Origin of the sequence: Mycobacterium sp. E3198, assembly GCF_001667015.1 — a bacterium.
In the GTDB taxonomy this organism is placed as follows: domain Bacteria; phylum Actinomycetota; class Actinomycetes; order Mycobacteriales; family Mycobacteriaceae; genus Mycobacterium.
This window is the reverse complement of sequence record NZ_LZIS01000230.1, coordinates 1-26,029: the sequence shown is the minus strand read 5'-3', so window position 1 is coordinate 26,029 and position 26,029 is coordinate 1. Positions and strand designations below refer to the sequence as shown.

Here is a 26,029-nt window from a genome sequence, read left to right as displayed (position 1 = left end):
ATCGTGGGCCCCCCTCAGCGATAGGAATTCAATTGAGCGGAAACGCTGTCCGCCTGCAGGCGATCAACAACGTCGAGGCGTACGTCCCCCCGGCCATCAGCTTCGTGCCCGGCGAGACGCCGGGTGAGATCTTCGGCTCGAACGTGTTCACCAAGGCGGAAATGCAGGCGAGGCTGCCCAAGTCGGTGTTCAAGTCCGTCGTGGCGACCATCGAAAAAGGCGTCAAGCTGGACCCCGCGGTCGCCGACACGGTGGCCGTGGCCATGAAGGACTGGGCGCTGGAGAAGGGGGCCACCCACTACGCCCACGTGTTCTACCCGATGACCGGCCTGACCGCCGAGAAGCACGACAGCTTCCTGGAGCCCATTTCGGACGGGCAGACGCTCGCCGAGTTCGCCGGCAAGACCCTCATCCAGGGCGAGCCCGACGCCTCCAGCTTCCCCTCGGGCGGCCTGCGCAGCACCTTCGAAGCGCGCGGCTACACCGGTTGGGACGTCACCAGCCCGGCCTACATCCTGGAGAACCCGAACGGCAACACGCTCTGCATCCCAACGGTTTTCGTGTCGATGACGGGCGAGGCGCTGGACTACAAGACACCGCTGCTGCGCAGCCAGCAGGCCATGGGCATCCACGCCGAGCGCATCCTGAGGCTGTTCGGCCACAAGGAGCTCAACAAAGTCGTGTCGTTCTGCGGCCCGGAGCAGGAGTACTTCCTGGTCGACCGGCACTTCTTTCTGGCCCGGCCGGACCTGGTCAACGCCGGTCGCACGGTGTTCGGCGCGAAGCCGCCCAAGGGGCAGGAGTTCGACGACCACTACTTCGGCGCGGTGCCCGAGCGCGTCCTCGGGTTCATGATGGACACCGAGCGGGAGCTGTTCAAACTCGGAATTCCCGCCAAAACCCGCCACAACGAGGTGGCCCCGGGCCAGTTCGAGGTGGCGCCGATGTTCGAGCGCGCCAACATCGCCTCCGACCACCAGCAGCTGCTGATGACGATCTTCAAGACGATCGCCAAGAAGCACGGCATGGAATGCCTGTTCCACGAGAAGCCGTTCGCCGGCGTCAACGGTTCGGGTAAGCACGTCAACTTCTCGGTGGGCAACGCCGAATTGGGTTCGCTGCTCGTCCCGGGAGACACCCCGCACGAGAACGCCCAGTTCCTCGTGTTCTGTGCGGCGGTGATCCGCGCCGTGCACAAATTCGCCGGGCTGCTCCGGGTGTCGGTGGCGTCGGCCACCAACGACCACCGGTTGGGCGCCAACGAGGCACCGCCGGCGATCATCTCGATCTTCCTCGGCGAGCAGCTCGCCGACGTGTTCGAGCAGATTGCCAAGGGCGCGGCCACGTCGTCGAAGGGCAAGGGCACCATGATCATCGGTGTCGACACCCTGCCCCCGCTGCCGACCGACGCCGGCGACCGCAACCGCACCAGTCCATTCGCGTTCACCGGCAACCGGTTTGAATTCCGGGCCCCGGGCTCCGGGCAGACCGTTGCCGTGCCGATGATCGTGCTCAACACGATCATGGCCGACTCGTTCGATTACCTCGCCACCATTCTGGAGAAAGCCGTCGCGAACGGCGAGGACTTCGATGCGGCCGTGCAGACGCTGCTCACCGACGTCATCACCGAACACGGCGACGTGGTGTACAACGGCGACGGGTATTCGGAGAAGTGGCAGATCGAGGCCGCCGAGCGGGGACTGCCTAACCTGAAGACCACGCTGGACGCGATCCCCGAGCTGATCAAGCCGGAATCCATCGAACTCTTCGAGAAGTACGGCGTGTTCAACGAGCGCGAATTGCACAGCCGCTACGAGGTCCGCCTGGAGCAGTACGCGCTGACCATCGCGGTCGAGGCAAAGCTGGCGCTCGAGATCGGGACCACGGTCATCCTGCCGGCGGCGATCCGCTACCAGACCGAGCTGGCGCAGAACGTCGCGGCCCTGAAGAAGGCGGGCGTGGAACCGAGTCTGGCTGCATTGGAAGGGGTTTCGGCGCCGCTGGCCGACCTGTCCGCGGCGTTGGCGACGCTGAAGTCCGCGCTGTCGGACCACTCGGCATCCTCGGCCCTGGATGAGGCGACGCACGCCCAGCAGGGGCTGCTGCCGGCGATGGAAGCCGTGCGCACCGCCGTCGATACGCTGGAAAACGTTGTCGCCGACGATCTATGGCCGCTTCCCACCTACCAGGAGATGCTGTACATCCTGTGATGGACTTCGTCGGGCGTGGGGGCCGGCCGCGCTTGCGGCGGTGATCCGCGGCCCCCACGCCCGGCGATCCGCGCGCAGCGCAAGAATTCCGCAAGGACTTCACCAAGATCTGGCAAGTTCGGTGCCGCAACCTTTCTGCTGACGGGCGATCGCCCGCTGGCCGGAAAGGATCGGAAGTGCCCAAAACCCCCGAAGACAAGACTTACGATCTGGCCATGTCGCTTGAGGTCGGCCAGGTGTTTGCCGGATACACGATCCGTCGGCTGCTGGGATCGGGGGGCATGGGCCAGGTGTACCTGGCGGCGCACCCGCGACTGCCGCGCGAGGACGCGCTGAAGGTGCTGCCGCCGGACCTGACCGCCGACGCGGAATTCCGCGCCCGTTTCGTGCGCGAGGCCGACCTGGCCGCGGGGTTGTCGCACCCGCACATCGTGCGCGTCCACGACCGCGGCGAAGAGGACGGCCACTTCTGGATCTCGATGGCCTACGTGCCCGGCACCGACGCCGGCCGGCTGCTGGCCGAAAACAACCCCGGCGGAATGCCGCTCGATGAGGTGGTGTCGATCATCACCGCGGTCGCCTCGGCGCTCGACTACGCCCACCATCGCGGGCTGCTGCACCGCGACGTCAAGCCCGCCAACATCTTGTTGACCGACCCCGACGGGCAGGAGCGACGGGTCTTTCTGGCCGACTTCGGCATCGCCCGCCGCATCGAGGACGCCACCGGGCTGACGGCGACCAACATGACGGTGGGCACGGCGGCCTACGCGGCGCCCGAGCAGCTCAAGGGCGAGCCGATCGACGGTCGCGCCGACCAATATGCGTTGGCCTGCACGGCGTTTCATCTACTGACCGGCGCGGCGCCCTACGTCGATTCCAATCCCGCCGTGGTGATCAGCCAGCACGTCAACGCCGCGCCGCCCTCCATCGGTGCGCGGCGGCCGGAGCTGGCCGCGCTGGACCCGGTGTTCGCCACCGCGATGGCCAAGGAGCCGTCGCAGCGATTCGGCAGCTGCGGGGAGTTCGCCGCCCACCTCGGCCAGCAGGCCGGCCCGGGCTACGCCTACGCCGGCCAGATACCGCCCCGCCCCGACTACGAGATCACCCAGCCCTCGTTCGGGGTTGCGGCGCCCACCACGCCGCTGCGGGGAAAGAAACGGTTGAGCCGCCGCCCCGCCGTCCTGATCCCCGCGCTGGCGGGCGTCGCGCTGCTGATCGCGGGCGGCGTGTGGGCGGGGGAACGGCTCACCCGGTCGCACCAGCCGTCGCCCGCCGCGGCGCCCACCGCCGCCCCGACACCCACGACCCCGCCGCCCAACTCGGGTCCCTTCACGGGCGTCTACCGGGCCGACTTCGCCCGGATCACAAGCATCGAGGGCATGCCGCCGCCGGGCGCCGCACCGACCACCGAGACGTGGGGGGTGAGCTCCGCGTGCCGCCCCACCGGGTGCGTGGCGACGGCCACCCGCCTCACCGGCGAGACGATGCAGGTGCCGACGATGGTGCTCGACCAGGTCAACGGGAGCTGGGTGGCCGTGAGCGCCGGGTCGAGCACGTGCGGCAAGGCCGACGGTGAAATCTGGGAAACGTTCACGCTGCAACCGCGTCCCGACGGCACCCTGGCCGGTGAGGCCATCGAAATGATGGCCAAGGGCTGCGCCAACAAACGCGCCGTGACGTTCACCCGCACCGGCGATGTCGACGTCAAGAGCGTGGCCGACCCGAATGCCCTGCCGCCGCGGGTGGTGTCGCCGGCCGAGGGCGTGCACGGCCACTACCAGGAGACCGGCACTCAGCCGAACGGTTACCGCGAGCAGAACGACTTCGTGGTCCATACGGACTGCCTCCGCAACGGCGACCGGTGCATGAGCTTCTTCCATAAGCCACCGCTGTCGGCCATGGCGCTCGTATTCGATGGCGGCGCTTGGACTTACGACCGCGAATTCGACATGCCCTGCACCAGGGGCGGCGCCATGGAGCACACCAGGATCGTCGCGCACTTTCCGATGCCTGCGCCCCCGCAGGACCCGATCCCGCTGATCACCGGACGCGGCTACGAGGACGTGACGGGCCCGCCGTCGCCCTGCAAGAGCACCGACGTCGACATCAAATTCGCTCGCACCGGCGATTAGGCCTGCGAGCTGCGTCCGGCAAGCTAGGGCCAATGGTCCCTACCCCCGTGGGGTATTTTGTGCGATCCTTCGAAGCATGACGGAAACACCCGAACCCACGATCGAACCGACCACCGTCACCGGGCCGCCCCGGTACGACAACCGATACGGCGCATCGAGCCGGTTAGGACAAGCCGCGGCATGGGTGGTCATCGTCGCCGGGACGCTATTCGTCGTCTCGGTGATTCTGTTCTGGGGGCTGTTGTTGGGCTGGTCCTCGGACGGCCATTATGGCTGGCACCACGGGTATTACGGCGGACACTCCGGTAATAGCTGCCCGATGATGGGGGGAAACGGCGGAATGGGCGGCATGATGGGGCCGGGCGGAATGATGGGCCCGGGCGGCATGATGCCACCGCCGCAAACACCCTCGGCGCCAACGCCTCCCACGCCGCGCCCCTAGCAAGGGGCAGGAGCGCAATCACCTACTGCGGCAACGCCGGCCGCGGCCTAGCCGATCAGTTTGGTGAGCCACGTCGGGTCCTGATAGTTCACCGACCTGGTGCCGTCCCACACAAACGGCGTGCCGCTGGCGTTGAGCCCGCTCAGCGTCGCGTCCCCGGCCGCTGCCTTGGCCTTGGCGGTGGCGACATCGTCACCGCCTTTGATGCAGTCGATCACGCTGGCGTCGACACCGACAGTCTTGGCGAGCTGCGCCAGTTCGCCGTCGGTGCGATCCTCGGGCGCGTTCTCCGCGGGCTGGAAGGTGCTGGCGAACAGGCCGGAGTAGAAGTCGCTATAGAGCTTCGGATCGTTTTGCGCCGCAACGCAATAGGTGGCAGCCACCGCGCGCGTCGAGTAGGTCTTGCTGTGCGACTTGTCGTCGAGGAAGTTGAGCAGGTGATAGCGCACCGCCAGCTTCTTGTTGTTCACCGCGCTTTCGATGTCGCCCGCGTTCGACCGGATGAAGCTGCCGCACGGCGGGCAGATCGGTTCGTTGAAGATGTCGATCGTCGTCGGTGCCGCGGCGCTGCCGATGGACACACCGTCGTCGAGAACTTTCAGCTCGACCGCGTCGGGCGGGGGTGGCGCCGACGTCGGGCTGGACGTGGGCCGGGACGAAGACGATTGCCAGGGATGGGCGGCAATCAGGGCCAATACGCCGACGACGGCCACCACCACGGCCACGGCGGCGGTCACCCACAGCCAGGGCTTGCGCCCGCCCCGGGGCGGCTGCCCCCACGGCGGTGCGCCCGTGCTGCCCATATCGCCGGTGCCCCAGGTCGGAGTTCCGGGCCACCCCGTCGGCTGCGGCACCGGTCCGCCGCCGATGACCGGTGACCCGGTGGCGGGGGTCGCGGGCCAGACCGGGCCCGGGGGCGGCGCGTGGTTGCCCATGGCGGGCGGCACCGACGGGTAGCCGCTGGGTTGCTGGCCGGCGAACGCCGCCGGCAGCTTGGCGACCTGGCTGCGCTCCAGGATGTCGGTGGCCCGATCCTGATCGGGTGTGGCCAGCGCGGCGTAGGCGGCCGCCGACAGGTCACCGCAGGTCGCGTACCGCGCCGCGGGGTCCTTGGCCATGCCGCGCGCGATCACGCCGTCGAAGGCCACCGGGATGCTCGGCCGCGCAACACTGGGCCGCGGGATCGCCTGGTTGAGGTGCGCCCCCATCACCCCGATCGTGTCGCCGGTATAGGGCGGGGTCCCGGTCAGGCATTCGTAGAGCACGCAGGCCAGGGCGTAGATGTCGGCCCGATAGGTCACTTCGCCGTCGCTGAACCGCTCCGGGGCCATGTATTTCACGGTGCCCACCGTGGTGCCGAACGTCGTCAGCTTCTCGTCCGACGTGGCGCTCGCGATCCCGAAGTCGACGAGGTAGGCGAAATCGTCCGCGCTGACGAGGATGTTCTCCGGTTTCACGTCGCGATGCATCACCCCGGCCGCGTGCGCAGCGTCGAGCGCCGAGCCGATCTGGCGCACGATCGCCACCGCGCGAGGCGGCGCCAGCGGCCCGAACCGGCTCAGCGTGGTGGCCAGGTTCTTGCCGTCGATCAGGCGCATGTCCACGTAGAGCTGGCCGTCGATCTCGCCGAAGTCGTGAATGGGCACGACGTGGGGTTCCTGCAGCCGCCCCGCGGTGCGGGCCTCGCGCTGCATGCGTGAGCGGAAGACCGGATCGCCGGACAGCGTCTGCGACATGAGCTTGAGCGCCACGATGCGTTCGCGCACCGTGTCCTCGGCCTCGTAGACGTCGCCCATGCCGCCGCGACCCACCAGCCGCCGCAGCCGATACGGACCGAACTGCGAACCCTCCCGCGAATCCGCGGTCGTGTCACTCATCGCCGACTCCTCACCCGGGGCCGCAATCGCCTACAAGCGTGGCCTGCCAGGCATAAGGCTAATGGTTTGGGCAGCGTCCGGGCACGGTGAATATCGAGAAAGCCGGCTCAGCCTGACTTTGCTGGCGGTGGCCCCTGTTCGCCGGACGGCGTGGGCAGCGGCTCAGCGGCATTCCTCGTCGCCGGCTTTGCGTTCGCTGAGACCTTCGCGGGACAGCGCCTGGACGAAGCCGTAGGCCTGCATCCCCGCGGGGCCGGGATTTTTCACGATCCAGTCGTTGATCTTGCCCAGGGCGGTGGCCAAGTCGTCGCGCCTGACCCGGATCAGGTACGTCCTTCGATCGTCGTGCGGATCATCGAGGGATTCGGCGACGGCGACGGGGTTGCGGAACGCGTAGGCGATGCCGTGCACCGAATCGTGGTTGAGCGCCCAGTGCAATTCGCCGGGCCGCAATCGGTTCACCGCCAGGTTGCGGTATTCGTCCTCGCCGTTTGAGTCGCTCACGTGGCCCGTGATCCTCCGTTCCGGTGCCCGCGAGTGGTGGGACGACGATGGACTGAAGGCAGTGTCGCGCAGGCAAATCGATGAAAATATCCCAAGCTTTCATCATAGGAACCCGCGGGAGGCGCTGCATGTCGAGCGGCCGTCCAGCAATCGCGGCGGCACTGCCCGCAACCGCAGCGGGCGACGTAGTGTTACCCGCGACGCAATTCATGGCTATCTCCGCCGGCTGCGAGGACTCATGACCGAACGCATCGAGACCAGTCGCACCATCGCCGCCCCCGCGGCCGACATCTTCGCGGTGCTGTGCGACCCGCAGGGCCACGTCGCGATCGACTCCTCGGGGATGCTCCAGGACGCCGACGGCGACTCGGTGAGCGGCGCCGGGGACAGCTTCGTGGTGCACATGGACCGCGCGGCGCTCAACGACTTCCCGCAGCTCGGCAAATACGACGTCACCGTCAGCATCGAGGACTTCGAGCAGGATCGGCTGATCTCGTGGACGGTGCTCGGCCAGATCCGCCCGCAGATCGGCCACGTCTACGGTTACCGGCTCGAACCCGCCGACGACGGCGCGTCCACCGTGGTGACCTCGTTCTACGACTGGTCGAACATCGACGCGAAGTGGCGCGACGCGGGCATCTTTCCGGTCTTGTCCGAGGGCGCGCTGCGGGCGACCCTGGGCATTCTGGACCGGACGGTCCGCCGGGGCTATTCCCGCGGCTGACCCGTCAGCGGCGGTATTTCAGGAACAGGTAGCCGTCGCAGGCCAGCGCGTGCTCGAGCCGCATCGCGACCGGCACCGACAGCCGTGCGGTCCGCCGCAGGCCCACGGGCTGGCCCCCGGCGAGCTTGGGCGCCAGGGTCACGCAGATTTCGGCGATGGCGTCGGCCTCCACCAGTTCGTCGAGCAGGGTCGGTCCGCCCTCGCACAGGATGCGATGCATGCCGCGCTCGCGCAGCAGTTCGATGGCACGGTTGACGTCGACCGAGCCGTCGCCGGCCACCATCGCCGGCGGGCGTGGGGCGTTGCCGGCGTCGTGCCGGGCGGGGGACCGGGCACAGGTCACCAGTATCGGCGGCTGGTCGGGGTCGCCCAGCAGCCTGGCCGGCAGCTCCCCGCTCCGGCTGACCACGGCGATCGGGGGCGGCGCGGCTCGCCCTTCGGCCTGCCGTTGCCGCCGTTGCGCGTCGGTGAGGCGGACCGGGCCGTAGTTTTCGGCCCGCGCGGTGCCGGCGCCGACCAGGACCACGTCGGCGAAGCCACGCAGGATCTTCAGCAGGTGCTGGTCGGTGGGACACGACAGCGGTCCGGCCCGGCCACCGAAGGCGGCGGCGCCGTCGGCGGAAAAGATCATGTTGGCGCGAACCCCGTCCGAGGGATCGGCGTAGAACGACGCCAATTCGGTGATGTCGCCGACGGCGCCCAGCCGCGCGGATTCGGTCACGTCAGGCCTCGTGGCCCGGTTCCAGGTGGCGCACGTCGCCGAAGGACACCCATTCCTCCAGTTCCTGCGGCGGGCGGCCGTCCACCGGCTCCAGCAGATGCCCGACGTGATCACCCAGGGAGAACCGATCCAGGATCTTGCCGGCGAACCAGGCGGCCGCGTCGTCGAGAATGGGCAGCTGCGCCGGCCCGCGATGCCACGAGCACCGCTCGAACTTGTCGACCGTGTCGCCGGTCTGGCTGCCGAAGAATTCCGCGACGTCGATGTGTTCGCGGTCGAACACGTGCACCGCCAGGTGGCTGGCCCCGGCGGCCACCCGGAACGTGTGGTTCTTCTTGGACAGGCCGACCAAAAAACGCGGCGGGTGGATGCTGGTTTGGCTCGCGAAGCCGACCAGACAGCCGGCGTCGACGCCGTCGGCGTGGGTGGTCACCACGAACATCGGGTAGTTGAGCAGCGCCACCAGCTGTTCGAATGCTTCCGTTCCGGGCTCGGCCACCCGCTCAGTCTTCCCGTTCGGGTCGACCGGGAATCGCCGCGGGGGTTGCTACGCCTGGCAGCAGGCCGGTTCGGCTTCCTCGCCGGCGGGCGATCCGAACGTCTCGGAGTCGGCCAGGACGGTGTAGACCTCCCAGCGTTCACCGCCCGGGCCGGTGACCCACACCTTGTCCTGGGCGGCGAAGCAGCAGGTGGTGTTCATCTCTTCCTCGGTGAAGAGTCCCCGCTCGCCGAGACGGCCGATTTCGGCGCGCACCGCGTCGGTGGACGGCACCTCGACGCCGAGGTGGTTGAGCGTGCCGCCGTGGCCCGGGTTCTCGAACAGCACCAGCTTGAGCGGAGGTTCGGCGACGGCGAAGTTGGCGTAGCCGGGTTTGACCTTGGCGGGTTCGGTGTTGAACAGCTTGGAGTAGAACGCGATCGCCTCGTCGAGGTCGTCGACGTTGAGGGCTAGCTGCACGCGGGACATGTTGATTCCTTTCTCCGGGTGCGGGTGGTCATGGGGCGGTGGACGCGGGCAGGAGCTCGGCGACCAATGCTTGGACCCGCGCGGCGATGTCGTCGCGGATGGCGCGCACGGTGGCCAGCGATTGGCCCGCGGGGTCGGGCAATGCCCAGTCGCGGTAGGACACGCCGGGGAAGTAGGGGCAGGCGTCACCGCAGCCCATGGTGATCACGATGTCGCTGCTGCGCGCCGCGTCGGCGGTGAGGATCGTCGGCGTGGCGGCCGTGATGTCGATGCCGATTTCGGCCATCGCCGCGATCGCGACGGGGTTGACCGCGTCGGCGGGTTCGCTTCCCGCGGAGCGGATCTCGATGCGCTCCCCGGCGAGGTGCCGCAGCAGGCCGGCCGCCATCTGCGAGCGCCCGGCGTTGTGGACGCAGAGGAACAGGACGCTGGGTTTGTCGGTCATCGGCTAGGTCTCCTCCCGGAACAGCCGGGTGCGCAGCGCGAGGGACACGTAGACCAGACCGACCAAGACGGGCACTTCGATCAACGGCCCGACCACCCCGGCCAGGGCCTGCCCCGACGTGGCGCCGTAGGTCGCGATCGCCACCGCGATGGCCAACTCGAAATTGTTACCGGCGGCGGTGAACGCCAGCGTGGTGGTGCGCGCATAGCCGAGCCGCAGCAGCAATCCCAGGGCATAACCGCCGGCCCACATGATCGCGAAGTAGGCCAGCAGCGGAATCGCGATGCGGGCGACATCGGCTGGCCGCGCGGTGATTTGGTGGCCCTGCAAGGCGAACAGCACGACGATGGTGAACAGCAATCCATACAGCGCCCATGGCCCGATGCGGGGCAGGAAGCGATTCTCATACCAGTCGCGTCCCCGCGAGCGCTCACCGAGTCGGCGCGACAGGTATCCGGCCAGCAGCGGGACGCCGAGGAAGACGAGCACGGATTGCGCGATGCGCCAGGGCGATACGGCGATGCCGGTCTGCGGCAAACCCAGCCAACCGGGCAGCACGGACAGGTAAAACCAGCCCAGCGCGGCGAACATGGCAACCTGGAACAACGAGTTCAACGCGACCAGCACGGCGGCGGCCTCGCGGTCCCCGCACGCGAGATCGTTCCAGATGATGACCATCGCGATGCAGCGCGCCAGCCCGACGATGATCAGCCCGGTGCGGTACTCCGGCAGATCCGCCAGCAGCAGCCACGCCAGGGCGAACATCACCGCGGGCCCGATCAGCCAATTGAGCGTCAGCGACGTCATCAGCAAGCGGCGGTCGCCGGTGACCTCGTCGAGTCGGTCGTAGCGCACTTTGGCCAACACCGGATACATCATGACCAGCAGGCCGACCGCGATGGGCAGCGAAATGCCTTGCACGGCAACCGCGCTCAACGCAGATCCCAGGCCACCGATGAGGCGGCCCAACAGCAGGCCGGCGGCCATCGCCGCGACGATCCACACCGGCAGGAATCGATCCAGCGTGGACAGGCGGGTGGCCACCGCCCCCGGGGCGGGCGCCGACGTGGGGGTCTCGGTCACGAGCGGTCGTCCACCCGTAGGACCCCCGAAAGCTGCTGCAGCGCAGCGGGAATCACCCAGTAGTACACCCAGGTCCCGCGCCGCTCGCAGTCCAGCAGGCCGGCGGAGCGCAGCAGCTTGAGGTGGTGAGAAATCGTCGGCTGCGAGACGTCGAACGTCGCCGATATTTCGCAGACGCAGGCCTCGCCGCCCGGGTGGCCGGCGATCAGGCTCAGCAGGCGTAGGCGCACCGGGTCGGCCAACGCCTTGAACATCGCCGCCAGGTCGACCGCCTGTGCCTCGTCCATGGCCGCCGAGCCGAGCGTCGGGCAGCACGCCGGCGAATAATTCGACATCTATCTATATAAACACTCATCGAATCAGATGGCAAGCCCGGCGTCGGCTCAGGCTCGATCGGTGGGTCGTGCCGCGCGCCGAAGCGCATAGGCCGCGGCGCCGATGCCCAGCACGATCGCGCCCGCCAGCACCGAAGACAGCGGCATCGCGAATGCCAGGACCACGCAGCCGACCAGCCCGATCACCGCGATCGGGCGGCGCGGGCGGCCCTCGTCGGGTCGCAGGGTGAACGCGGAGGCGTTGGCCACGGCGTAGTAGATCAGCACCGCGAAGGAGGAAAAGCCGATCGCGCCCCGCAGGTCGACGACGGCGGCCGCCACCGCCACGATGGCGCCGATCAGCAGCTCGGCGCGGTGGGGCACACCGAACCTCGGGTGCACGGCGGCCAGCGCGTGGGGGAGGTGGTGGTCGCGAGCCATGGCCAGGGTGGTGCGGGAGACCCCGAGGATCAGGGCGAGCAGCGAGCCCACCGCCGCGACGGCCGCACCCACCTGGACCACGGGTGCCAGCCAGCCGATTCCGGTTACCCGCACCGCATCCGACAGCGGTGCCGGGGAGTCGGCCAGGCGCCGCGGACCCAGCACGGCGAGTGCCGCGACGGCCACCGACGCGTAGACGGCCAGCGCTATGCCGAGCGCGAGCGGGATCGCCCGCGGGATGGTGCGAGCCGGGTCGCGGACCTCCTCGCCCAACGTGGCGATCCGCGCATAGCCCGCGAACGCGAAGAACAACAGCCCCGCGGCCTGGATCACGCCGCCCGCGGTGACGCCCGCCAGGCGCAGGTGATCGGCGGCGGCGCTGCGGGAGGTGAACGCGGCCACGACCACCGCGGCCAGCACGGCCAGCACCACCGCGACGATGATGCGGGTCAGCCAGGCCGACTTCTGCACCCCGGCGTAGTTCACGGCCGTCAGCGCGACCACCGCGGCGACGGCCACCGCGTGCGCCTGCGCGCGCCACGCGTAGGAGCCGACGGTCAGGGCCATCGCCGCGCACGAGGCGGTCTTGCCGACGACAAAGCCCCACCCCGCCAGATACCCCCAGAACTCCCCGAGCCGCTGGCGGCCATACACATACGTACCGCCGGAGGCCGGGTAGAGGGCGGCCAGCCGGGCCGACGAGGTGGCGTTGCAGTAGGCCACCACCGCCGCCAGCGCCTGCACCACCAGCAGCCCCGGGCCGGCCGCGCGCGCGGCGGGGCCGAGCGCGGCGAAAATTCCGGCGCCGATCATCGAGCCCAGCCCGATCACCACCGCGTCGAACACCCCCAGGCTTCGTCGAAGCTCCGGGTTCGTCGCGTTCACAGCCGGTAACCTATCAAACTGGTTTGATGTATTGTCCGAAGGGTGGCGGCGACCGATCGGGCGGTGGTTCCCCGGCTGATGCAGATGGCCTCGCATCCGGTGCGCTGGGCGCTGCTGACCGAACTCGCGGCCGGCGACCACCGGGTGCGGGAACTGGCCGCCGCGGTCGACGAACCGCAAAACCTGGTCTCGTATCACCTGCGGCTCTTGCGTTCGGCCGGGCTGATCGACGCGCGGCGAAGCAACTTCGACGGCCGCGACACCTATTACCAGCTGAACCTGGCCAGCTGCGCGGGGGCGTTCGCCGACGCGGCGGCCGCGCTTCATCCGTCGCTCGCGGCGGCCCCCACCGGGCAGCCGGCCGGGTCGGTGCTGTTTTTGTGCACCGGCAACAGCGCGCGCTCGCCGATGGCCGAGGCGCTGCTGCGCAAGAAGGGCGGAACGCGCGTCGGCGCCGCGAGCGCGGGCAGCCATCCCAAGCCCGCGCTGCACCCCAACGCGGTACGCGTCATGCGCGACAGGTACGGCATCGACCTCGGCGACGCCCGGCCGCGGCCGCTGACGGCGGTCGCCCGGCGGCGTTTCGATTACGTGATCACGTTGTGCGACAAGGTCCGCGAGTACGCCGACAAGCACGGCGTGGCCACGGCGATGCACTGGAGCCTGCCCGACCCGTCGGCCGCCGGCGGCATCCGGGAGAGCTACCCCGAATTCCGCCGCGTGGCAAGCGAACTGGATAGCCGTATCGAGTTTCTGCTGCCCGTTTTGGCCCGGGGGCGATGAGCGTGGCGGTCGATCGACGCCGGTTCCTGGCGGGCGGCGGGCTGGCGCTGATCGCCGCGAGCGGCGGCGCCGGCCTCGCGACGGCCGCGTGCTCGCGGACCGCGCCGCCGTCCCCGCCCAACGGCAAGCCGGATTACACCCTGCGGATCGGCACTTCGACCGTGGAGTTGGCACCGGATCACATCGCGTCGACCCTGACCTACAACGGCCAATTCCCCGGTCCGCTGCTGCGGTTCAAGGAGGGGCAGCGGACGTGGGTGGACATCTTCAACGACACCGATTCCCCCGAGCAGCTGCACTGGCACGGCCAGCACGTGGGCGTCGACGTCGACGGCTCGGCCGAGGAGGGCACGCCGTATGTCCCCGCGCACGGCATGCGCCGCATCTCCTTCGTCCCCGGTCCGGCGGGCTTCCGGTTCTATCACACCCACGTCGTCCCGCGCTCCGACCTGTCCCGCGGCCAATACAGCGGCCTGGTCGGCCCGGTCTACATCGAACCCCGGCAGAACGCCGGTGCCTACGACCAAGAGATCTTCTTGACGCTCAAGGAGTTCGATCCCTCCTTCAGCCGCGGCGGCGACATGGCCAGCGACTTCCTCGTTGGCGAGCAGGAGCCCGACCTCAGGGACAAGGGCGAATCGGCGATGAAGGCCTCGCTCGGCCGCGGCGACCCGCGTGGCTACGAGGTCAGCTACGGGGCGTTCGCCATCAACGGGCGCATGCTCGGCCACGGCGACCCCATCCGCGTCCACACCGGGCAGCGGGTGTTGCTGCACGTCCTCAACGGCAGCGCCACCGAGACGCGCAGCCTGGCGTTGCCCGGTCACAGCTTCCATGTGATCGCGCTGGACGGAAACCCGGTGCCGAATCCGGCGCCCGTGCCGGTGCTGTGGCTCGGTGCGGCGGAACGGGTTTCGGCGGTGGTCACGATGAACAACCCGGGGGTGTGGGTGCTGGGCGACCTGTCCGACGACGACCGCGGCCACGGGATGGGCGTGGTGGTGGAATACGCCGGCCGCGGCGGAGATCCGCAATGGGCGCCGCCGCCGCCGTTCAAGTGGGATTACCGCTTGTTCGCGCCGCCCCACCCCCCCCCGCCTCCGGCGCCCGACGGCACCATCGAGATGCTGATCGAGAAGCGCAACGCCGCCGAGGGCGGCTTCAATCTCTGGACGATCAACGGAACGCCCTTTTCGATGGGCACCAACTCACCCGTGCTCGACGTGCAACGCGACAAGCGCTACCGGCTGCGCTTCCGCAACGCCACCGACGACCTGCACCCGATGCACCTGCACCGGCACACTTTTGAGATCACCCGCTTCGCCGGCACACCGACCGCCGGCGTGCGCAAGGACGTCGCGATGCTGGGCGGCTACCAGAGCATGGAGGTCGATTTCGTCGCCGATCAACCCGGCCTGTCCCTGCTGCACTGCCATCAGCAGATCCACATGGACTACGGGCTGATGCTGCTGCTCAACTGCGGCTGACCCGCCAGACTCTACGATTTGCCCATGGCGCTTGACGCCGGCCAGGTGTTTGCCGGATACACGATCCTGCGGGTGCTGGGTTCGGGCGGCATGGGCCGGGTCTACCTGGCCGCGCACCCGCGGTTGCCTCGCGAGGACGCGCTGAAGGTGTTGGCCCCCGAGGTGACCGCCGATCCGCAGTACCGGGAGCGGTTCGAGCGCGAGGCGGAGCTGGCCGCCGGCCTGTCGCATCCCCACATCGTGGGCATCCACGACCGGGGCGAATTCGAGGGCCAGTTCTGGATCTCGATGGAGTACGTGGCCGGCACTGACGCGGCCCGGCTGCTGCGGGAGCGGTTCGGAGGCGGCATGCCCGCCGACGAGGCGATGGCGATCATCGCCGCGGTCGCCTCGGCGCTGGACTACGCGCATCATCGCGGCCTGCTGCACCGCGACGTCAAGCCCGCCAACGTCCTGGTCACCGATTCCGACGAACAGGGTCGGCGGATTTACTTGGCGGACTTCGGCATCGCGCGCCGCCTCGATGATGCGGCGGGGCTGACGTCGACCAAGATGGCCGTGGGCACGGCGGCCTACGCGGCGCCGGAGCAGCTGATGGCCGGGCCGGTCGACGGCCGGGCGGATCAATACGCCTTGGCGTGCACGGCGTTTCACCTGCTGGCCGGCGTCCCGCCGTATCGGGGCCCCAACCTCGCGGTGGTGATCGGCCAGCAGGTCAGCGCCCCGCCGCCCTCGGTCGGCGCTCGCCGGCCGGAGCTCGCGGGGTTGGATCCGGTGTTTGCCACCGCGATGGCCAAGGAGCCGTCCGGGCGCTTCGGCAGCTGCGGGGAGTTCGCCGAGCAATTGCGTCGGCACCTCGGCGCGGCCAACGCGCGCTCCGATCGGGCACTCGACCCGACCGCGCTCGCGTTGCCGCCGTTGCCGCCGTCGTCGCCGTCGTCGCCGTCGAGCCGGAGATCGGGTCGGCGCCGCGCCCTGGTGACCGGCGTCGTGGCGGGCGTCCTGTTGCTGGTCGCCGGCGGCGTGGTCGCGGCCCTGCAGCTCACCGCGCAGCGCCACCCGGCCCCCGCGTCGGACCCCTTCATTGGCACCTACCGGGCGGACTTCGGATCGACCATCGCCCTCGACGACATCCCGGATTCGGCTGCGCCGCCGGCGCTGACGAGCACGTACGGGGTCCGTTCGGTGTGCCGCGCGCAGGGCTGCGTGATGACGGCGCAACGCCTGGGCGGCGCGACCGTGACGGACGCGACGCTGGTGTTCGACCGGATCGACGACAGCTGGGTGGCGGTGTCGCTCGGGACGGACAGGTGCCGCGATGGCCCCGCGGAGTTCTGGCAGGTGTTCACGCTGCGACCCGGTCCCGGCGGGAGCCTCACCGGTGACTTCACCGCGACCGCCGCCAATGCCTGCGCGACCAAGCGAACCGTGACCTTCACCCGCACCGGGGACGTCGATACCAAGGGCATCCCCGACCCGGCCGGCGTCCCCACGCGCATCGTATCGCCGGCCCAGGCGCTGCGTGGTCGCTACCACGTGACGTGGATCCTGACGAGCGGCGAGCTGCTGCAGCAATTCGACACCGCCGTCACCACCCATTGCCTGCGCAGCGGTGAGCGATGCATGAGCTACTTTCACGAACCGTCCAATGACCTACCGCTGGTGTTCGGGGGCGGCAAGTGGACCTGGAACGTCGACGCCACCAGCACGTGCCCGCGCTCGGGGGACACGACGCACATGAAATCCACCGGCGAATATGCGCTGCCACAACCGCCGGCGGACCCCATCGCGAAGCTGACCGGGCGCGGTCACCAGGAACAGAGCGCGCCGTGCCCACTCAACGCGGACTTCGACGAAACGTTCACGCGCACCGGGGATTAGCGAATTGCACGTGCCGCCGCGGCTTCAGCATCTACGATCTGGCCATGTCGCTCGAAGTCGGCCAGGTGTTTGCCGGATACACGATCCTGCGGATGTTGGGCTCGGGCGGCATGGGTCAGGTGTTTCTGGCGGCGCACCCACGGCTGCCGCGCGAGGACGCGCTGAAGGTCCTCGCGGCGGATTCGACCGACGATCCGGAGTTTCGGGCCCGGTTCCTGCGCGAGGCGGACCTGGCGTCCGGCCTGTCGCATCCGCACATCGTGGCGATCCACGACCGCGGCGAGGAAGACGGCCGGCTTTGGATCTCAATGGATTACGTGGCCGGCACGGACGCGGGCCGGCTGCTGCGCGAGAGCCACCCCGGCGGACTGCCGCCCGAATTGGTGGTCGCCGTCGCGACCGCGGTCGGCTCCGCGCTGGACTACGCGCATCAACGCGGGCTGCTGCATCGAGACGTCAAGCCGGCCAACATCTTGTTGACCGATCCCGACGGGCAGCAGCGGCGGGTGTTTCTGGCCGACTTCGGCGTCGCGCGGCGCGTCGACGACGCCACCGGGCTGACGGCGACCAACATGACGGTGGGCACGGCGGCCTACGCGGCGCCCGAGCAGCTCAAGGGCGAGCCGATCGACGGCCGCGCCGACCAATACGCGTTGGCCTGCACGGTTTTTCACCTGCTGACCGGTGCGGCGCCCTATGTCGATTCCAATCCCGCCGTGGTGATCAGCCAGCACATCGGCGCCCCGCCGCCCTCGATCGCGGCCCATCGTCCGCAGCTCGCCGCGCTGGACCCGGTGTTCGCCACCGCGATGGCCAAGAGGCCGGCCGAAAGGTTCGCCGGCTGCCGCGAATTCGCCGACCAGCTGGCCCGCGCCCTGGGCGCCGGCCCGTCCGGGCCGGGCGCCGTTCCGTTCCCCGACACCCAACCCGCGATCGACGCCACCATGCCCGCCATGCGGCCCCCCGTCGGACCGCGGCCCCGGCGGCGTCCCCGCGCGCTGATCGGCGCGCTGGCCGGCGTCGGGCTGCTCGTCGTGGGGGGAGGTGTTTTTGCCGGCGTCAAGCTCCTGCACGGCCATGATCCCGGTCGTGCAGCCGCGCCGACCGGCGCCCCGCCGACGAAGACCCCGCCGCCCAACACGGGCCCGTTCACCGGTGTCTACCAGGCGCATTTCGGGCAGGGCGGCACCCTCGACGACGTGACGGCTGCGGCCGCCAAGCCGACGACGGACACCTACGCGGTGCGCTCGGCGTGTGGGTCGACAGGCTGCCGGGCCACCGCGTCGCGCCTCGGTGGGGAGCTGAGGCTCGCCTCGAGCTCGGTGTTCGACGAGGTGGACGGCCGCTGGGTGGCCGTCAGCCTCGGCTCGGACAAATGCCGGGACGCACCGGCCGAGGTCTGGCAGGTCCTGACGCTGCAGCCGCAGCCCGACGGCACCCTCACCGGCGAATACCGCGGGGCATCCGAAAACGCCTGCAACGAAAAGCGGACGGTGACCTTCACCCGCACCGGGGACGTCGACATCAGCACCCTGCCCGACCCGAGCACGCTACCGCCCCGGGTCGGGTCGCCGGCGGAAGCGCTGCACGGCCGCTACCACGTCACCCGAAGATTCAAGAAGGCCATCCCGCCACAGCAGGGCGATCAGGCGGTCGTCACCGACTGCCTGCGCGGCGGTGACCGGTGCATGAGCTACCTCCACTCCAAGACGATCGACACACCGCTGGTCTTCGCCGGCGGAGCGTGGAGCCTGCACGTCGAGCACGACGACAACGACCCCGGCTGTGGGGGCCTGGTCTACGCGAAAGCCACCGGGCAGTACCCGTTGCCGCAGCCGCCGCAGGATCCCCTCAAGCAGCTCATCGGGCACAATCACCTGGACGAGTCCGGTGGGCCCAATTGTCAGTGGAGCCTGGACTACGACGAAACGCTCACGCGCACCGGCGATTAGGATCGCGGTCGCGGCCAGCGCGGGCGAAATGGCCTGCCGGGCCTTACAGTGAGACATGTCGCATCCGCTGGACCCCGGCGCGCCGCCGCCGTACCCGGGCGCGTATCCGGTGGGTCCTTACCGCGCGCCACAATTTGGGCTCGGTCAGGCTTCCAGCCCTTGCGTAGGGTCCTAGGCTGCGGAGTATGAGCAGTCCTTCGAACAAGGCTTCGCCGGGTCCCGGTTGGTGGCTGGCGTCAGATGGAAACTGGTATCCGCAGCAGTACGAGTACACTTCTTTGTCCTCGGGCCCTCAGGGCAAACTCAACGATGCATTGGCGTATATAGATGAAAAGGCCACCGGCATGGGCAAACAGGGGTGGAAGATGGTCAGCCACGACGTTGCCTCGATGAAGACGGTGGGCAGCACCTTTGGCGGGGGCGGGAATCCCGTGCAAAGAGTCGACTTGTGGGTCGCCACCTGTTTCATGGAACGGCCCCTTAGGCCAGGGCAATAGGTCACCCGCCCAACCCATCAAAACCCTTGGCTGTGTTGGACACTGAGGATCTCGCAACCGAGCCCGGTCCGCCACTATCCAAGTGGCTGATTTTCTATCGAAGCGGCTGGTTTTCGCGCACTCCCCGATACATGCCCCATCGGACGACCCATGGCATCACCACCCGCTCGACCGACCAGGACGGGAAGCGCAGCGATTGACCGGTGGGGAAGAAGACCTCGAGCCCGTTGGGCTGAATACCGAGCAACGAACCCCAGCGGCGTCCCGGGGTCCGGAAGGTGCCCAGCTCCCGACCCGCGAACTCGGCGCGAATGTTGCGGGCTACCAACGCATCCCCGCGATTGCGAGCCGAGCTGCGCAGCGGGTCGGTGGCCGCGACGTCGCCGACGGCGAACACGCCCGGGTGCCCGGGCACCCGCAACTGTGGGGTCACGCGCACAAAACCGTGTTCGTCGAGCAGTTCGGGCGGCAGCCAATCGGTGTTGGGTCGCGCCCGCCCGATGGCCCAGAGCACGGCGTCGGCGGAACTCGGCGGTTGCCCGGTGCTCCACTCGACCGGTTCGCCGGTGATCGCGTCGCCCGAGAAGCCGTCGGGAACCCGGGCGCGATGCCCGCCGTGCACGCCCACCCCGAGGTCCGTCAATCGGTCGCGGACGCGTTGCCAGGTGGCCGGGTGATACTCGGCCAGGGCGCGCTCCTTCGGGAAGTACAGGTCGATCCGCTTGCCCGGCCAGGTCGTCGCGAGGTTGACGGCGCTGCTGACGGCGGCGGCGCCGCCCCCGATGACCAGCACCGAATCCGCCGCGGACAGCCGGTCATGGGCGGCGCGCAGGTCGGCGCCGATCTCGGCGGCCGACTGCAGGGTCGGCCGGCGCCAAAACCCGTTGCTGACCCCGGTCGAGATGACCAGCGCGTCGTACTCCTCGGCCAGCGGTGTCCCGTCCGGGCGGCGGCCCAGCACGGTTCGGGCGGCCAGATCCAGGCCCGTCAACGAGGCCTGCTCGGTCCGCACCCCGTCCAGGCGGCGGAACCTGTCGAACGGGATCCAGTAGTCGCGGGCCCAGTCCTCGGGGCGGGACAACCGGACGCCGAGTTCTTGACCGCTCACCAGCGCGGGTTTGCTGGAAATCCCGACGACGTCGGCGTGCCGGGCCAGCCGGATCGCGGTCAGGACGCCGACGTCGCCCAGTCCCGCGATGACGACGCGCTTGCGGTTCATGAACAGGTCCTTCGCCACGGTCGGCAAACTGTAACACGTTCTACCTGCGGGGCATCGGGCATGGCTCAGCCGGAAGCCGCATCAGTAGCATTAGCCAGCGCCCCGCACTGGCACCTACGAACTTAAGGAACGGCTCCCATGACGACACAGGCCGACGCCCATCGCCACGCCCCGCAACTCATTCCGCGCCGGCTGCTGCGCGGCGGGCAGGTCCACCACCCGGCGGTCCTCGGCGAGGCCAGGAGGCGCAGCGACAGCTTCCAGCTGCGGTTGGCCGACCGGATCACCGCGTTTGCCGGGTCGATGAACTTCGTGTGGCTGCACGCGGCCCTGTTCGGCGTGTGGATGGCGTTTCTGGAACCTAACCCGTGGCCCACGCTGACGCTCGCGGTGTCGCTCGAGGCGATCTTTTTGTCCACCTTCGTGATGATCGGCCAGAACCGGCAGGCCGCTTTCCAGCAGGCCCGGGCCGACCATGACTTCCAGACCCAGGAAGTGGAGCTCAAGACCGACCTCGAGCTGACCCGCCAGATTCACCTCCTCACCGAGGAGCTGCACAAGCGCATCATCGGGAAACCGGGTTCGCAAGGGTAACCAAAAGCGTTGCGGGGCAGGCGTTGAGCGGTCCGGCGGGGGAGCAGATGACGGAACTACAGGCGACGATGCGTCCACGACTGGACGCCGCGCTGCGCGCCGCCGTGCGGGTGTCGGCCCCCCGCCCCGCCGCCGCCCGGCGGGCCGCCAAGGATCTGCAGCGAGGACTGTGGACGGCGGTCGGCGCGGAGATCCGCTGGGCGTTCACCCCGCCTCGCACCTGGCTGATGGGAGTGCTGGCCAACGTCGTCTTCGCGGCGACGTGGTTGCTGGTGCAGCCGTTGACGACCGGCCGCCACCACTCGGATTGGGTGATCTTGATCGGCACCTACTTCTCCTCCTGGATCCTCGCCGACGTGACCACTACCAACCTGCTCGGGGCTGACCACTACCGCGTCCGGCAGGCGATGGCCGACGGCGTGCCATTCTGGCGGATCATGCTGATCAAGAACCTGGCCCTGCTTGCGATCGTCGGCCTGCCGACCCTGGCGGCGGCGATGGTCCTCACGCTGTGGTTGGAGTCGCCGGGGCGCCTCGGGGTGACCATCCCCACCGTCGCGGTGCCCATCGTGTCCTGGCTAGGGGTCGGTAACCTCATCTCGGTGTTGCACCCGGTGGGCGTCGCGCCGCTGCTTCGGCGGTGGCGCCAGCGTGGCGATCGCCTCCGCACCGGCGGTTGGGTGCTGGCCCTGTCGCTGCCGTACGCGCTGTATTACGTCGCCGACCCGATGAACGGGGTCGAGCACCGGGTGCTGTGGACGCAGGTGCCCAAACTGATCTGGCCGGTCTTCGGGCGGGACACGAAAAGCTTTGTGCACCTGGGCATCGCCACCGGGGTCTATCTCGCGGGAACGGTCGGCGCCCTGCTGTGGGTGCGCAAGCGGGGGTTGCAGATCAGGTGACACCGAGCTGGCGAAGCCGGGCGCTGCCCACCGTCCTCCGGCTCACCCGCGGGCGGCCGTACCGAAGTGCGGAAAGCGCCCGCGAGCACATCGAGCAGCGGGCGTCTCTTCCGCAGGCGTTCGGGCCGCCCCCGCGGTTGCGGTCCGACCTTGATGTGCACATGGAGATCCGGGCGGACTGGCCGATTTTCACCCTGACGCTGAAGGACAGCGCGACACCGCGCGGCACCGTCTTCTATTTTCATGGCGGGGCCTGGGTCAACGAAATCGCCTCGCAGCATTGGCGTTTGGCGGCGCAGATCGCGGCGGAGGCCGGGCTGCAGGTGGTCGTTCCGATCTACCCGCTGGTGCCGTTCAGCACGGCCGCCGAGGTCATGCCCATGGTCGTCGAGATGGTGGCCGAGAAGACGGCGGCCGATCACAGCGTGTGTCTGGCCGGGGACTCCGCCGGTGGGCAGATGGCTTTGTCGGCCGCGCTGATGCTGCGTGACGAGCGCAGCCTGGTGTTGCCGCGGACGGTGTTGATCTCCCCGGTTCTCGACGTGTCGCTGGCCAACCCGTTGATCGGCGGCGTCGACGATCCGTGGCTGACCCGCGCGGGCCTGCTGGAATTCGCGGGGCGCTGGCGCGGCGACCTGCCGGCGACCGACCCGATGGTGAGCCCGTTGAACGGCGACCTGGCCGGCCTGGGGCCACTGACCGTCTTCAGCGGCACCCGCGACATCCTCAACCCCGACGCGCGGCTGCTGGCCGAGAAGGCCGCGGCGGCCGGCGTCGACGTCGAATACCGCGAAGGACCCGGCCTGGTACACGTCTACCCGCTCACGCCGACTCCGGAAGGTCGCGCCGCCCGGGCCGTCATCGTGGAACGCTTACGCGAGAGCTGATGGGGTTCCAAAGCCGGACATGGATCCTCGTTGTCGCTCAGGTGAATACAGGCATCCGTTGGACTGGTGCCGCCTAGCCTCAGGCTTTCACCGAGAATCGATTTGCCGAAGTAGCGTTAACGAAGATGGTGGCGGGGGAACGGGGGCACTTGCTCATGAGGCTGACGCCGCACATCCGGTGGGCATTGATATCGATGCCTCGCTGGTGTGCGCGCATTCGGGGGCCGGGAGTCTGCAGCGCCAACGTATCAGCGGGGCTTCGGGTTTCACCCGTTGTGCGCGCTCATCGACCATGGCCCCGGGGGAACTGGTGCACCGGTGGCGATCCTGCTGCGACCCGCGCGTGCTCATCGCCATGCCATGAACGTCACTCGCCACACAGAAGGCTGGGTCGAATTACAACAATCCCCGCGTCGAGCCGCCTGACCATGGCGTTGGCCGCTCCCTCGTGGCGGCCCGAGCACCAAAATCCATCAGTTTGTTGATGGTGCCGGCCTGCCCCTGGTGATCCTCGTCGGTGCCGGCCAAGCAGGCGATAACCCGGTGTTCGAGCATTTGCTGAACCATCTGAAGGTCAGGGGTGGCACCGGCGGAATGTTCGGACTCGCCCTGACCGGATCCGCGCCGACACGGCCTACTCCTCACGGCACAACCGAACTCTGTTGCGGCGACGTCCCATCGGTGCGGTCATCCCTGAACCTCGCGACCAAAAGGGCCACCGCCAACGACGGGGATAGCAGGCGGACGCCCGCCGAGCTTCAACCCCGAGGATTAAAGGCGCGCAACGTTGTTGAGCGGCGATTTGTCAGACATGCCCTAAGCCCAGCAGCGTCGCGATGGTGTGGTGGGTTGTCAGAAGCAGGGCGTCGGGGCTGGTGTTGGGGTCAGCCCCGCGAGAGGATGGTGTGGGCATTCGGCTTGTAGCCGTTGATCAGCTCGGTCCGGGTCATGCGTAAGCCGCTCCAGTCGGCGCTCACCTCATCCGCAGCGTTGGCCTTGGCGCTGTGAATCTGATACGCGACAGCAGCGACAATGACCGCAATTATCAAGATGAAGATGAGTGACACTTCGTCCCACCCCATTTCACGTCACCTTGACGACGCCAGTCCACCGACGACGAGCACGACGATAAGGCCGATGGCGACCGCCACGCCGCTGGTGATGAGGCCGCCCAGCGCCATCCCCCTGCCGTGGCCCGTCTGCTTGCTCTTATTGAATGCGATGAGTCCCACGATCACCCCAACGATCCCCATGAAGGCGCCGACGCCGCAGAACATGTCCAGCAAAAGGCTCAAAATGCCAACCACCAGCGACCATGCTGCCAGGCCGTTGGTGACCCAGATCGACCGATTCTCCGCCATGGCGGCGCGGAGAGCATCAGGGCTCAACGCAGGCTGCTGAGGCACAGGGGGTGCACCAGACGACCACTGCTGGCCATCCCAATACATCTGGCCGGATCCACCGTTCGGATCGGGATACCAGCCCGCCGGGGCTTGCTGAGTCATAATGTTCGCTTTCTCTCGCAGGTGGATGAGATCTGAGGCCGCTGTGCTGGCATCAATCAAGGTTGGGGGCTACGCCTTGTCGGATTCTTGGAGCCTTTGGGCAGATGCGCATGCTCGGCACTGCCAGCCGTCCTCCCTGACGACACCGTCTGGCCGATCGGGCACCGTCATGGGAAGGTCCTCCCTGCACGCTGAATTGCACTCGTGGGAGGCACAATACTCCCTGAGGGTCAGGCGTCGCTCTACTTTCCGCTGATGAATTTTTCCGCCGGACGAGCGGCAGTGACCGCCCGCACCCCGGCACGCGGTTGACATCGTTTCGGGTCGTTGAGCGTACTGGACGGCCGGTTGCCCGCCTCGCTGATCGGCGATCGCTAATACAACGGTTGGCGAATGTTCATTTGCCTCCGGACATGTTGCGGCACAATGGGTTTAAGGGGGGCACGAACGATTGAAGGTCATCCCGCCAGCTTGACCACCCGGTTGTGTCCGGCATCGGTGACGTAGACGTTCCCGGCGGTGTCGACCGCGACTCCGGCGAGGTTGCTCAGGCCGGCGGACGGCAACGCGGTTTGCGTGGTCGAACCGGCGGCCAGCTTCACGACGCGGTTGTTGCCGCGGTCAACGACGTAGAGGTCGCCGGCGGTGTCCACCGCCACGCCGACCGGATCGTTGAGGGCGGTGACGGGCAGCTCCGTCGGGCTGCTGGAGCCCGCGGCCAGTTTCAGCACCCGGTTGTTGCCGCTGTCGCTGACGTAGACCGCCCCGGCATCGTCCACCGCGACCCCGGTGGGGCTGCTGAGGCCGGTGAAGGGCAGCGTCGTCGGATCGGTGGAGCCCGCCGCCAATTTCAGTACCCGATTGGAGCCGTCGGTCAGGTACAGGTTGTCGGCGCGATCCACCGCCACGCCGCGCGGGCTGCTGAGCCCGGTGACCGGCAGCTCCGTCGGGCTGCTGGACCCCGCCGCAAGTTTCAGCAACGGATTGTTCCCGGGACAGACGACGTAGATAGTGCGAGCGGCATTCACCGCCACGCCGCTGGCCCCGCCCAGGCCCGGAAACGGCAGCGTGGTCGGGCTGTTGGACCCCGTCGCCAGTTCGAGCACCCGACTGTTGCCAGCGTCGGCCACATAGACGTTGCCGGCGTTGTCCACCGCGATGCCGCCGGGGTTCTTGAGGCCGGCGAAGGGCAACACGGTTTGCCCCGAAGACGTTGCCGGTTGGGCGGTTTGCCCCGGTTGCGGCCCGGGCTGAGCCGCTGAGTTGCCCGGCGTCGACGCTTGCGGTCGCAACAGGTAACCGGTGGTCACGGCGGCGACGGCCAGGACGACGATGGCCCCGACGGTCAGCGGCCACTTGAGGCGGCCGCGCCGGCGGGCCGGCCGCGATGGCGGCGTGCGCCGCGGCGGCTCGGAACGCTGCCGCGGCAAGACGGGCAGTGGTTTGTCCGGCGGGGTGGTCTTGGGCACGGGCCGGGTCGGATCGAACAGCCCGGGCGGGGGATGGGTCGTTGGCCGGTTGACGGGTATCAGATTCACAGCGCCAAGGCCAACGCTGCGGATGAGGTGAGCGCCGAC

23 protein-coding genes and 2 pseudogenes are annotated in these 26,029 nt (G+C 68.8%); 13 read left to right on the top strand and 12 right to left on the bottom strand.

Features of this window, described 5'->3' with window-relative positions; translation table 11 throughout:
• Nucleotides 1-32: 32 nt before the first annotated feature.
• From A5673_RS23870 to A5673_RS23860, 3 genes are all read left to right on the top strand, one after another.
• A complete protein-coding gene (locus A5673_RS23870) occupies nucleotides 33-2,210 on the top strand; it encodes a glutamine synthetase III (protein WP_068238385.1) in 2,178 nt (725 codons plus the stop codon).
• A gap of 215 nt (nucleotides 2,211-2,425) precedes the next feature.
• Nucleotides 2,426-4,342: a serine/threonine-protein kinase gene (locus A5673_RS30525; RefSeq protein ID WP_082958927.1), complete on the top strand. Its 1,917-nt coding sequence runs from the start codon at nucleotides 2,426-2,428 to the stop codon at nucleotides 4,340-4,342.
• A 76-nt stretch (nucleotides 4,343-4,418) separates the two neighbouring features.
• On the top strand, nucleotides 4,419-4,784 hold the full coding sequence (locus A5673_RS23860; protein ID WP_068238381.1) for a hypothetical protein: 366 nt from the start codon (nucleotides 4,419-4,421) through the stop codon (nucleotides 4,782-4,784).
• A 47-nt stretch (nucleotides 4,785-4,831) separates the two neighbouring features.
• Here A5673_RS23860 and A5673_RS23855 read toward each other — a convergent pair whose 3' ends face one another.
• Nucleotides 4,832-6,661, bottom strand: a complete 1,830-nt coding sequence (locus tag A5673_RS23855; protein WP_068238379.1) for a serine/threonine protein kinase PknE — start codon at nucleotides 6,659-6,661, stop codon at nucleotides 4,832-4,834.
• Between the two features lie 162 nt (nucleotides 6,662-6,823).
• A complete protein-coding gene (locus A5673_RS23850) occupies nucleotides 6,824-7,123 on the bottom strand; it encodes a hypothetical protein (RefSeq protein ID WP_369806522.1) in 300 nt (99 codons plus the stop codon).
• Nucleotides 7,124-7,403: 280 nt separating this feature from the next.
• On the opposite strand from A5673_RS23850, the gene A5673_RS23845 reads away from it, so the two are divergent.
• Entirely contained in the window at nucleotides 7,404-7,889 is a 486-nt protein-coding gene (locus A5673_RS23845) for an SRPBCC family protein (RefSeq protein WP_068238377.1), read from the top strand.
• A 4-nt stretch (nucleotides 7,890-7,893) separates the two neighbouring features.
• Here the strand turns inward: A5673_RS23845 and A5673_RS23840 are convergent, their stop codons facing one another.
• The 6 genes and pseudogenes from A5673_RS23840 to A5673_RS23810 all read right to left on the bottom strand — a co-directional run bounded on the left by A5673_RS23840 (nucleotide 7,894) and on the right by A5673_RS23810 (nucleotide 12,745).
• Nucleotides 7,894-8,610 carry a pyrimidine reductase family protein gene (locus tag A5673_RS23840; protein WP_068238376.1) on the bottom strand — a complete coding sequence of 239 codons (717 nt, stop codon included), beginning with the start codon at nucleotides 8,608-8,610 and terminating at the stop codon, nucleotides 7,894-7,896.
• Nucleotide 8,611: 1 nt separating this feature from the next.
• Nucleotides 8,612-9,109: a flavin reductase family protein gene (locus tag A5673_RS23835; RefSeq protein WP_068238374.1), complete on the bottom strand. Its 498-nt coding sequence runs from the start codon at nucleotides 9,107-9,109 to the stop codon at nucleotides 8,612-8,614.
• A gap of 48 nt (nucleotides 9,110-9,157) precedes the next feature.
• Entirely contained in the window at nucleotides 9,158-9,577 is a 420-nt protein-coding gene (locus tag A5673_RS23830; RefSeq protein ID WP_068238372.1) for an ArsI/CadI family heavy metal resistance metalloenzyme, read from the bottom strand.
• Between the two features lie 28 nt (nucleotides 9,578-9,605).
• A pseudogene (arsB, locus tag A5673_RS23820) lies at nucleotides 9,606-11,105 on the bottom strand (ACR3 family arsenite efflux transporter).
• Nucleotides 11,102-11,440, bottom strand: a complete 339-nt coding sequence (locus tag A5673_RS23815) for a metalloregulator ArsR/SmtB family transcription factor (RefSeq protein WP_068238366.1) — start codon at nucleotides 11,438-11,440, stop codon at nucleotides 11,102-11,104. Before A5673_RS23815 ends, arsB begins: the two are co-directional and overlap by 4 nt.
• A 48-nt stretch (nucleotides 11,441-11,488) precedes the next feature.
• A complete protein-coding gene (locus A5673_RS23810; RefSeq protein WP_068238364.1) occupies nucleotides 11,489-12,745 on the bottom strand; it encodes an APC family permease in 1,257 nt (418 codons plus the stop codon).
• Between the two features lie 42 nt (nucleotides 12,746-12,787).
• Here A5673_RS23810 and A5673_RS30520 point away from each other — a divergent pair, with 42 nt between their 5' ends.
• From A5673_RS30520 to A5673_RS29320, 5 genes are all read left to right on the top strand, one after another.
• Entirely contained in the window at nucleotides 12,788-13,528 is a 741-nt protein-coding gene (locus A5673_RS30520) for a helix-turn-helix domain-containing protein (protein WP_304442585.1), read from the top strand.
• Nucleotides 13,525-15,015, top strand: coding sequence for a multicopper oxidase family protein (locus A5673_RS23800; RefSeq protein WP_068238362.1), 1,491 nt, complete (start codon nucleotides 13,525-13,527; stop codon nucleotides 15,013-15,015). Before A5673_RS30520 ends, A5673_RS23800 begins: the two co-directional genes overlap by 4 nt.
• Before the next feature lie 24 nt (nucleotides 15,016-15,039).
• Nucleotides 15,040-16,896 carry a serine/threonine-protein kinase gene (locus A5673_RS23795; protein ID WP_068238360.1) on the top strand — a complete coding sequence of 619 codons (1,857 nt, stop codon included), beginning with the start codon at nucleotides 15,040-15,042 and terminating at the stop codon, nucleotides 16,894-16,896.
• Between the two features lie 44 nt (nucleotides 16,897-16,940).
• Nucleotides 16,941-18,848, top strand: a complete 1,908-nt coding sequence (locus A5673_RS30515; RefSeq protein ID WP_068238358.1) for a serine/threonine-protein kinase — start codon at nucleotides 16,941-16,943, stop codon at nucleotides 18,846-18,848.
• Nucleotides 18,849-19,033: 185 nt separating this feature from the next.
• Complete coding sequence (locus A5673_RS29320) at nucleotides 19,034-19,345, top strand: hypothetical protein (RefSeq protein ID WP_156748555.1); 312 nt, start codon at nucleotides 19,034-19,036, stop codon at nucleotides 19,343-19,345.
• A gap of 94 nt (nucleotides 19,346-19,439) precedes the next feature.
• On the opposite strand, the gene A5673_RS23785 is transcribed toward A5673_RS29320, so the two are convergent.
• Nucleotides 19,440-20,564 carry an FAD-dependent oxidoreductase gene (locus A5673_RS23785; RefSeq protein ID WP_068238450.1) on the bottom strand — a complete coding sequence of 375 codons (1,125 nt, stop codon included), beginning with the start codon at nucleotides 20,562-20,564 and terminating at the stop codon, nucleotides 19,440-19,442.
• Nucleotides 20,565-20,702: 138 nt separating this feature from the next.
• On the opposite strand from A5673_RS23785, the gene A5673_RS23780 reads away from it, so the two are divergent.
• From A5673_RS23780 to A5673_RS28710, 4 genes and pseudogenes are all read left to right on the top strand, one after another.
• On the top strand, nucleotides 20,703-21,158 hold the full coding sequence (locus A5673_RS23780) for a DUF1003 domain-containing protein (RefSeq protein ID WP_082958923.1): 456 nt from the start codon (nucleotides 20,703-20,705) through the stop codon (nucleotides 21,156-21,158).
• Nucleotides 21,159-21,205: 47 nt separating this feature from the next.
• Nucleotides 21,206-22,060: a hypothetical protein gene (locus A5673_RS23775; RefSeq protein WP_231971439.1), complete on the top strand. Its 855-nt coding sequence runs from the start codon at nucleotides 21,206-21,208 to the stop codon at nucleotides 22,058-22,060.
• Complete coding sequence (locus A5673_RS23770; protein WP_068238356.1) at nucleotides 22,057-22,947, top strand: alpha/beta hydrolase; 891 nt, start codon at nucleotides 22,057-22,059, stop codon at nucleotides 22,945-22,947. Before A5673_RS23775 ends, A5673_RS23770 begins: the two co-directional genes overlap by 4 nt.
• Before the next feature lie 136 nt (nucleotides 22,948-23,083).
• Nucleotides 23,084-23,295 (top strand): annotated as a pseudogene (locus A5673_RS28710) (IS1380 family transposase); the annotation flags it as partial.
• 536 nt (nucleotides 23,296-23,831) lie between these two features.
• Here the strand turns inward: A5673_RS28710 and A5673_RS23765 are convergent.
• From A5673_RS23765 to A5673_RS23755, 3 genes are all read right to left on the bottom strand, one after another.
• Nucleotides 23,832-24,029, bottom strand: coding sequence for a hypothetical protein (locus tag A5673_RS23765; protein WP_068238355.1), 198 nt, complete (start codon nucleotides 24,027-24,029; stop codon nucleotides 23,832-23,834).
• 6 nt (nucleotides 24,030-24,035) lie between these two features.
• On the bottom strand, nucleotides 24,036-24,452 hold the full coding sequence (locus A5673_RS29720) for a DUF4190 domain-containing protein (RefSeq protein WP_082958925.1): 417 nt from the start codon (nucleotides 24,450-24,452) through the stop codon (nucleotides 24,036-24,038).
• A 458-nt stretch (nucleotides 24,453-24,910) separates the two neighbouring features.
• On the bottom strand, nucleotides 24,911-26,029 hold a 1,119-nt coding region (locus A5673_RS23755; RefSeq protein WP_255396656.1), incomplete at its 5' end, for an NHL repeat-containing protein.

Coding starts and splice junctions, on each gene's coding strand:
- A5673_RS23795 (WP_068238360.1), top strand. CDS start 15,040: ATGGCGCTTGACGCCGGCCAGGTGTTTGCCGGATACACGATCCTGCGG.
- A5673_RS23765 (WP_068238355.1), bottom strand. CDS start 24,029: ATGGGGTGGGACGAAGTGTCACTCATCTTCATCTTGATAATTGCGGTC.
- A5673_RS23830 (WP_068238372.1), bottom strand. CDS start 9,577: ATGTCCCGCGTGCAGCTAGCCCTCAACGTCGACGACCTCGACGAGGCG.
- A5673_RS23780 (WP_082958923.1), top strand. CDS start 20,703: ATGACGACACAGGCCGACGCCCATCGCCACGCCCCGCAACTCATTCCG.
- A5673_RS30515 (WP_068238358.1), top strand. CDS start 16,941: ATGTCGCTCGAAGTCGGCCAGGTGTTTGCCGGATACACGATCCTGCGG.
- A5673_RS23845 (WP_068238377.1), top strand. CDS start 7,404: ATGACCGAACGCATCGAGACCAGTCGCACCATCGCCGCCCCCGCGGCC.
- A5673_RS23855 (WP_068238379.1), bottom strand. CDS start 6,661: ATGAGTGACACGACCGCGGATTCGCGGGAGGGTTCGCAGTTCGGTCCG.
- A5673_RS23800 (WP_068238362.1), top strand. CDS start 13,525: ATGAGCGTGGCGGTCGATCGACGCCGGTTCCTGGCGGGCGGCGGGCTG.
- A5673_RS29720 (WP_082958925.1), bottom strand. CDS start 24,452: ATGACTCAGCAAGCCCCGGCGGGCTGGTATCCCGATCCGAACGGTGGA.
- A5673_RS29320 (WP_156748555.1), top strand. CDS start 19,034: ATGAGCAGTCCTTCGAACAAGGCTTCGCCGGGTCCCGGTTGGTGGCTG.
- A5673_RS23815 (WP_068238366.1), bottom strand. CDS start 11,440: ATGTCGAATTATTCGCCGGCGTGCTGCCCGACGCTCGGCTCGGCGGCC.
- A5673_RS30525 (WP_082958927.1), top strand. CDS start 2,426: ATGTCGCTTGAGGTCGGCCAGGTGTTTGCCGGATACACGATCCGTCGG.
- A5673_RS23860 (WP_068238381.1), top strand. CDS start 4,419: ATGACGGAAACACCCGAACCCACGATCGAACCGACCACCGTCACCGGG.
- A5673_RS23775 (WP_231971439.1), top strand. CDS start 21,206: ATGACGGAACTACAGGCGACGATGCGTCCACGACTGGACGCCGCGCTG.
- A5673_RS23785 (WP_068238450.1), bottom strand. CDS start 20,564: ATGAACCGCAAGCGCGTCGTCATCGCGGGACTGGGCGACGTCGGCGTC.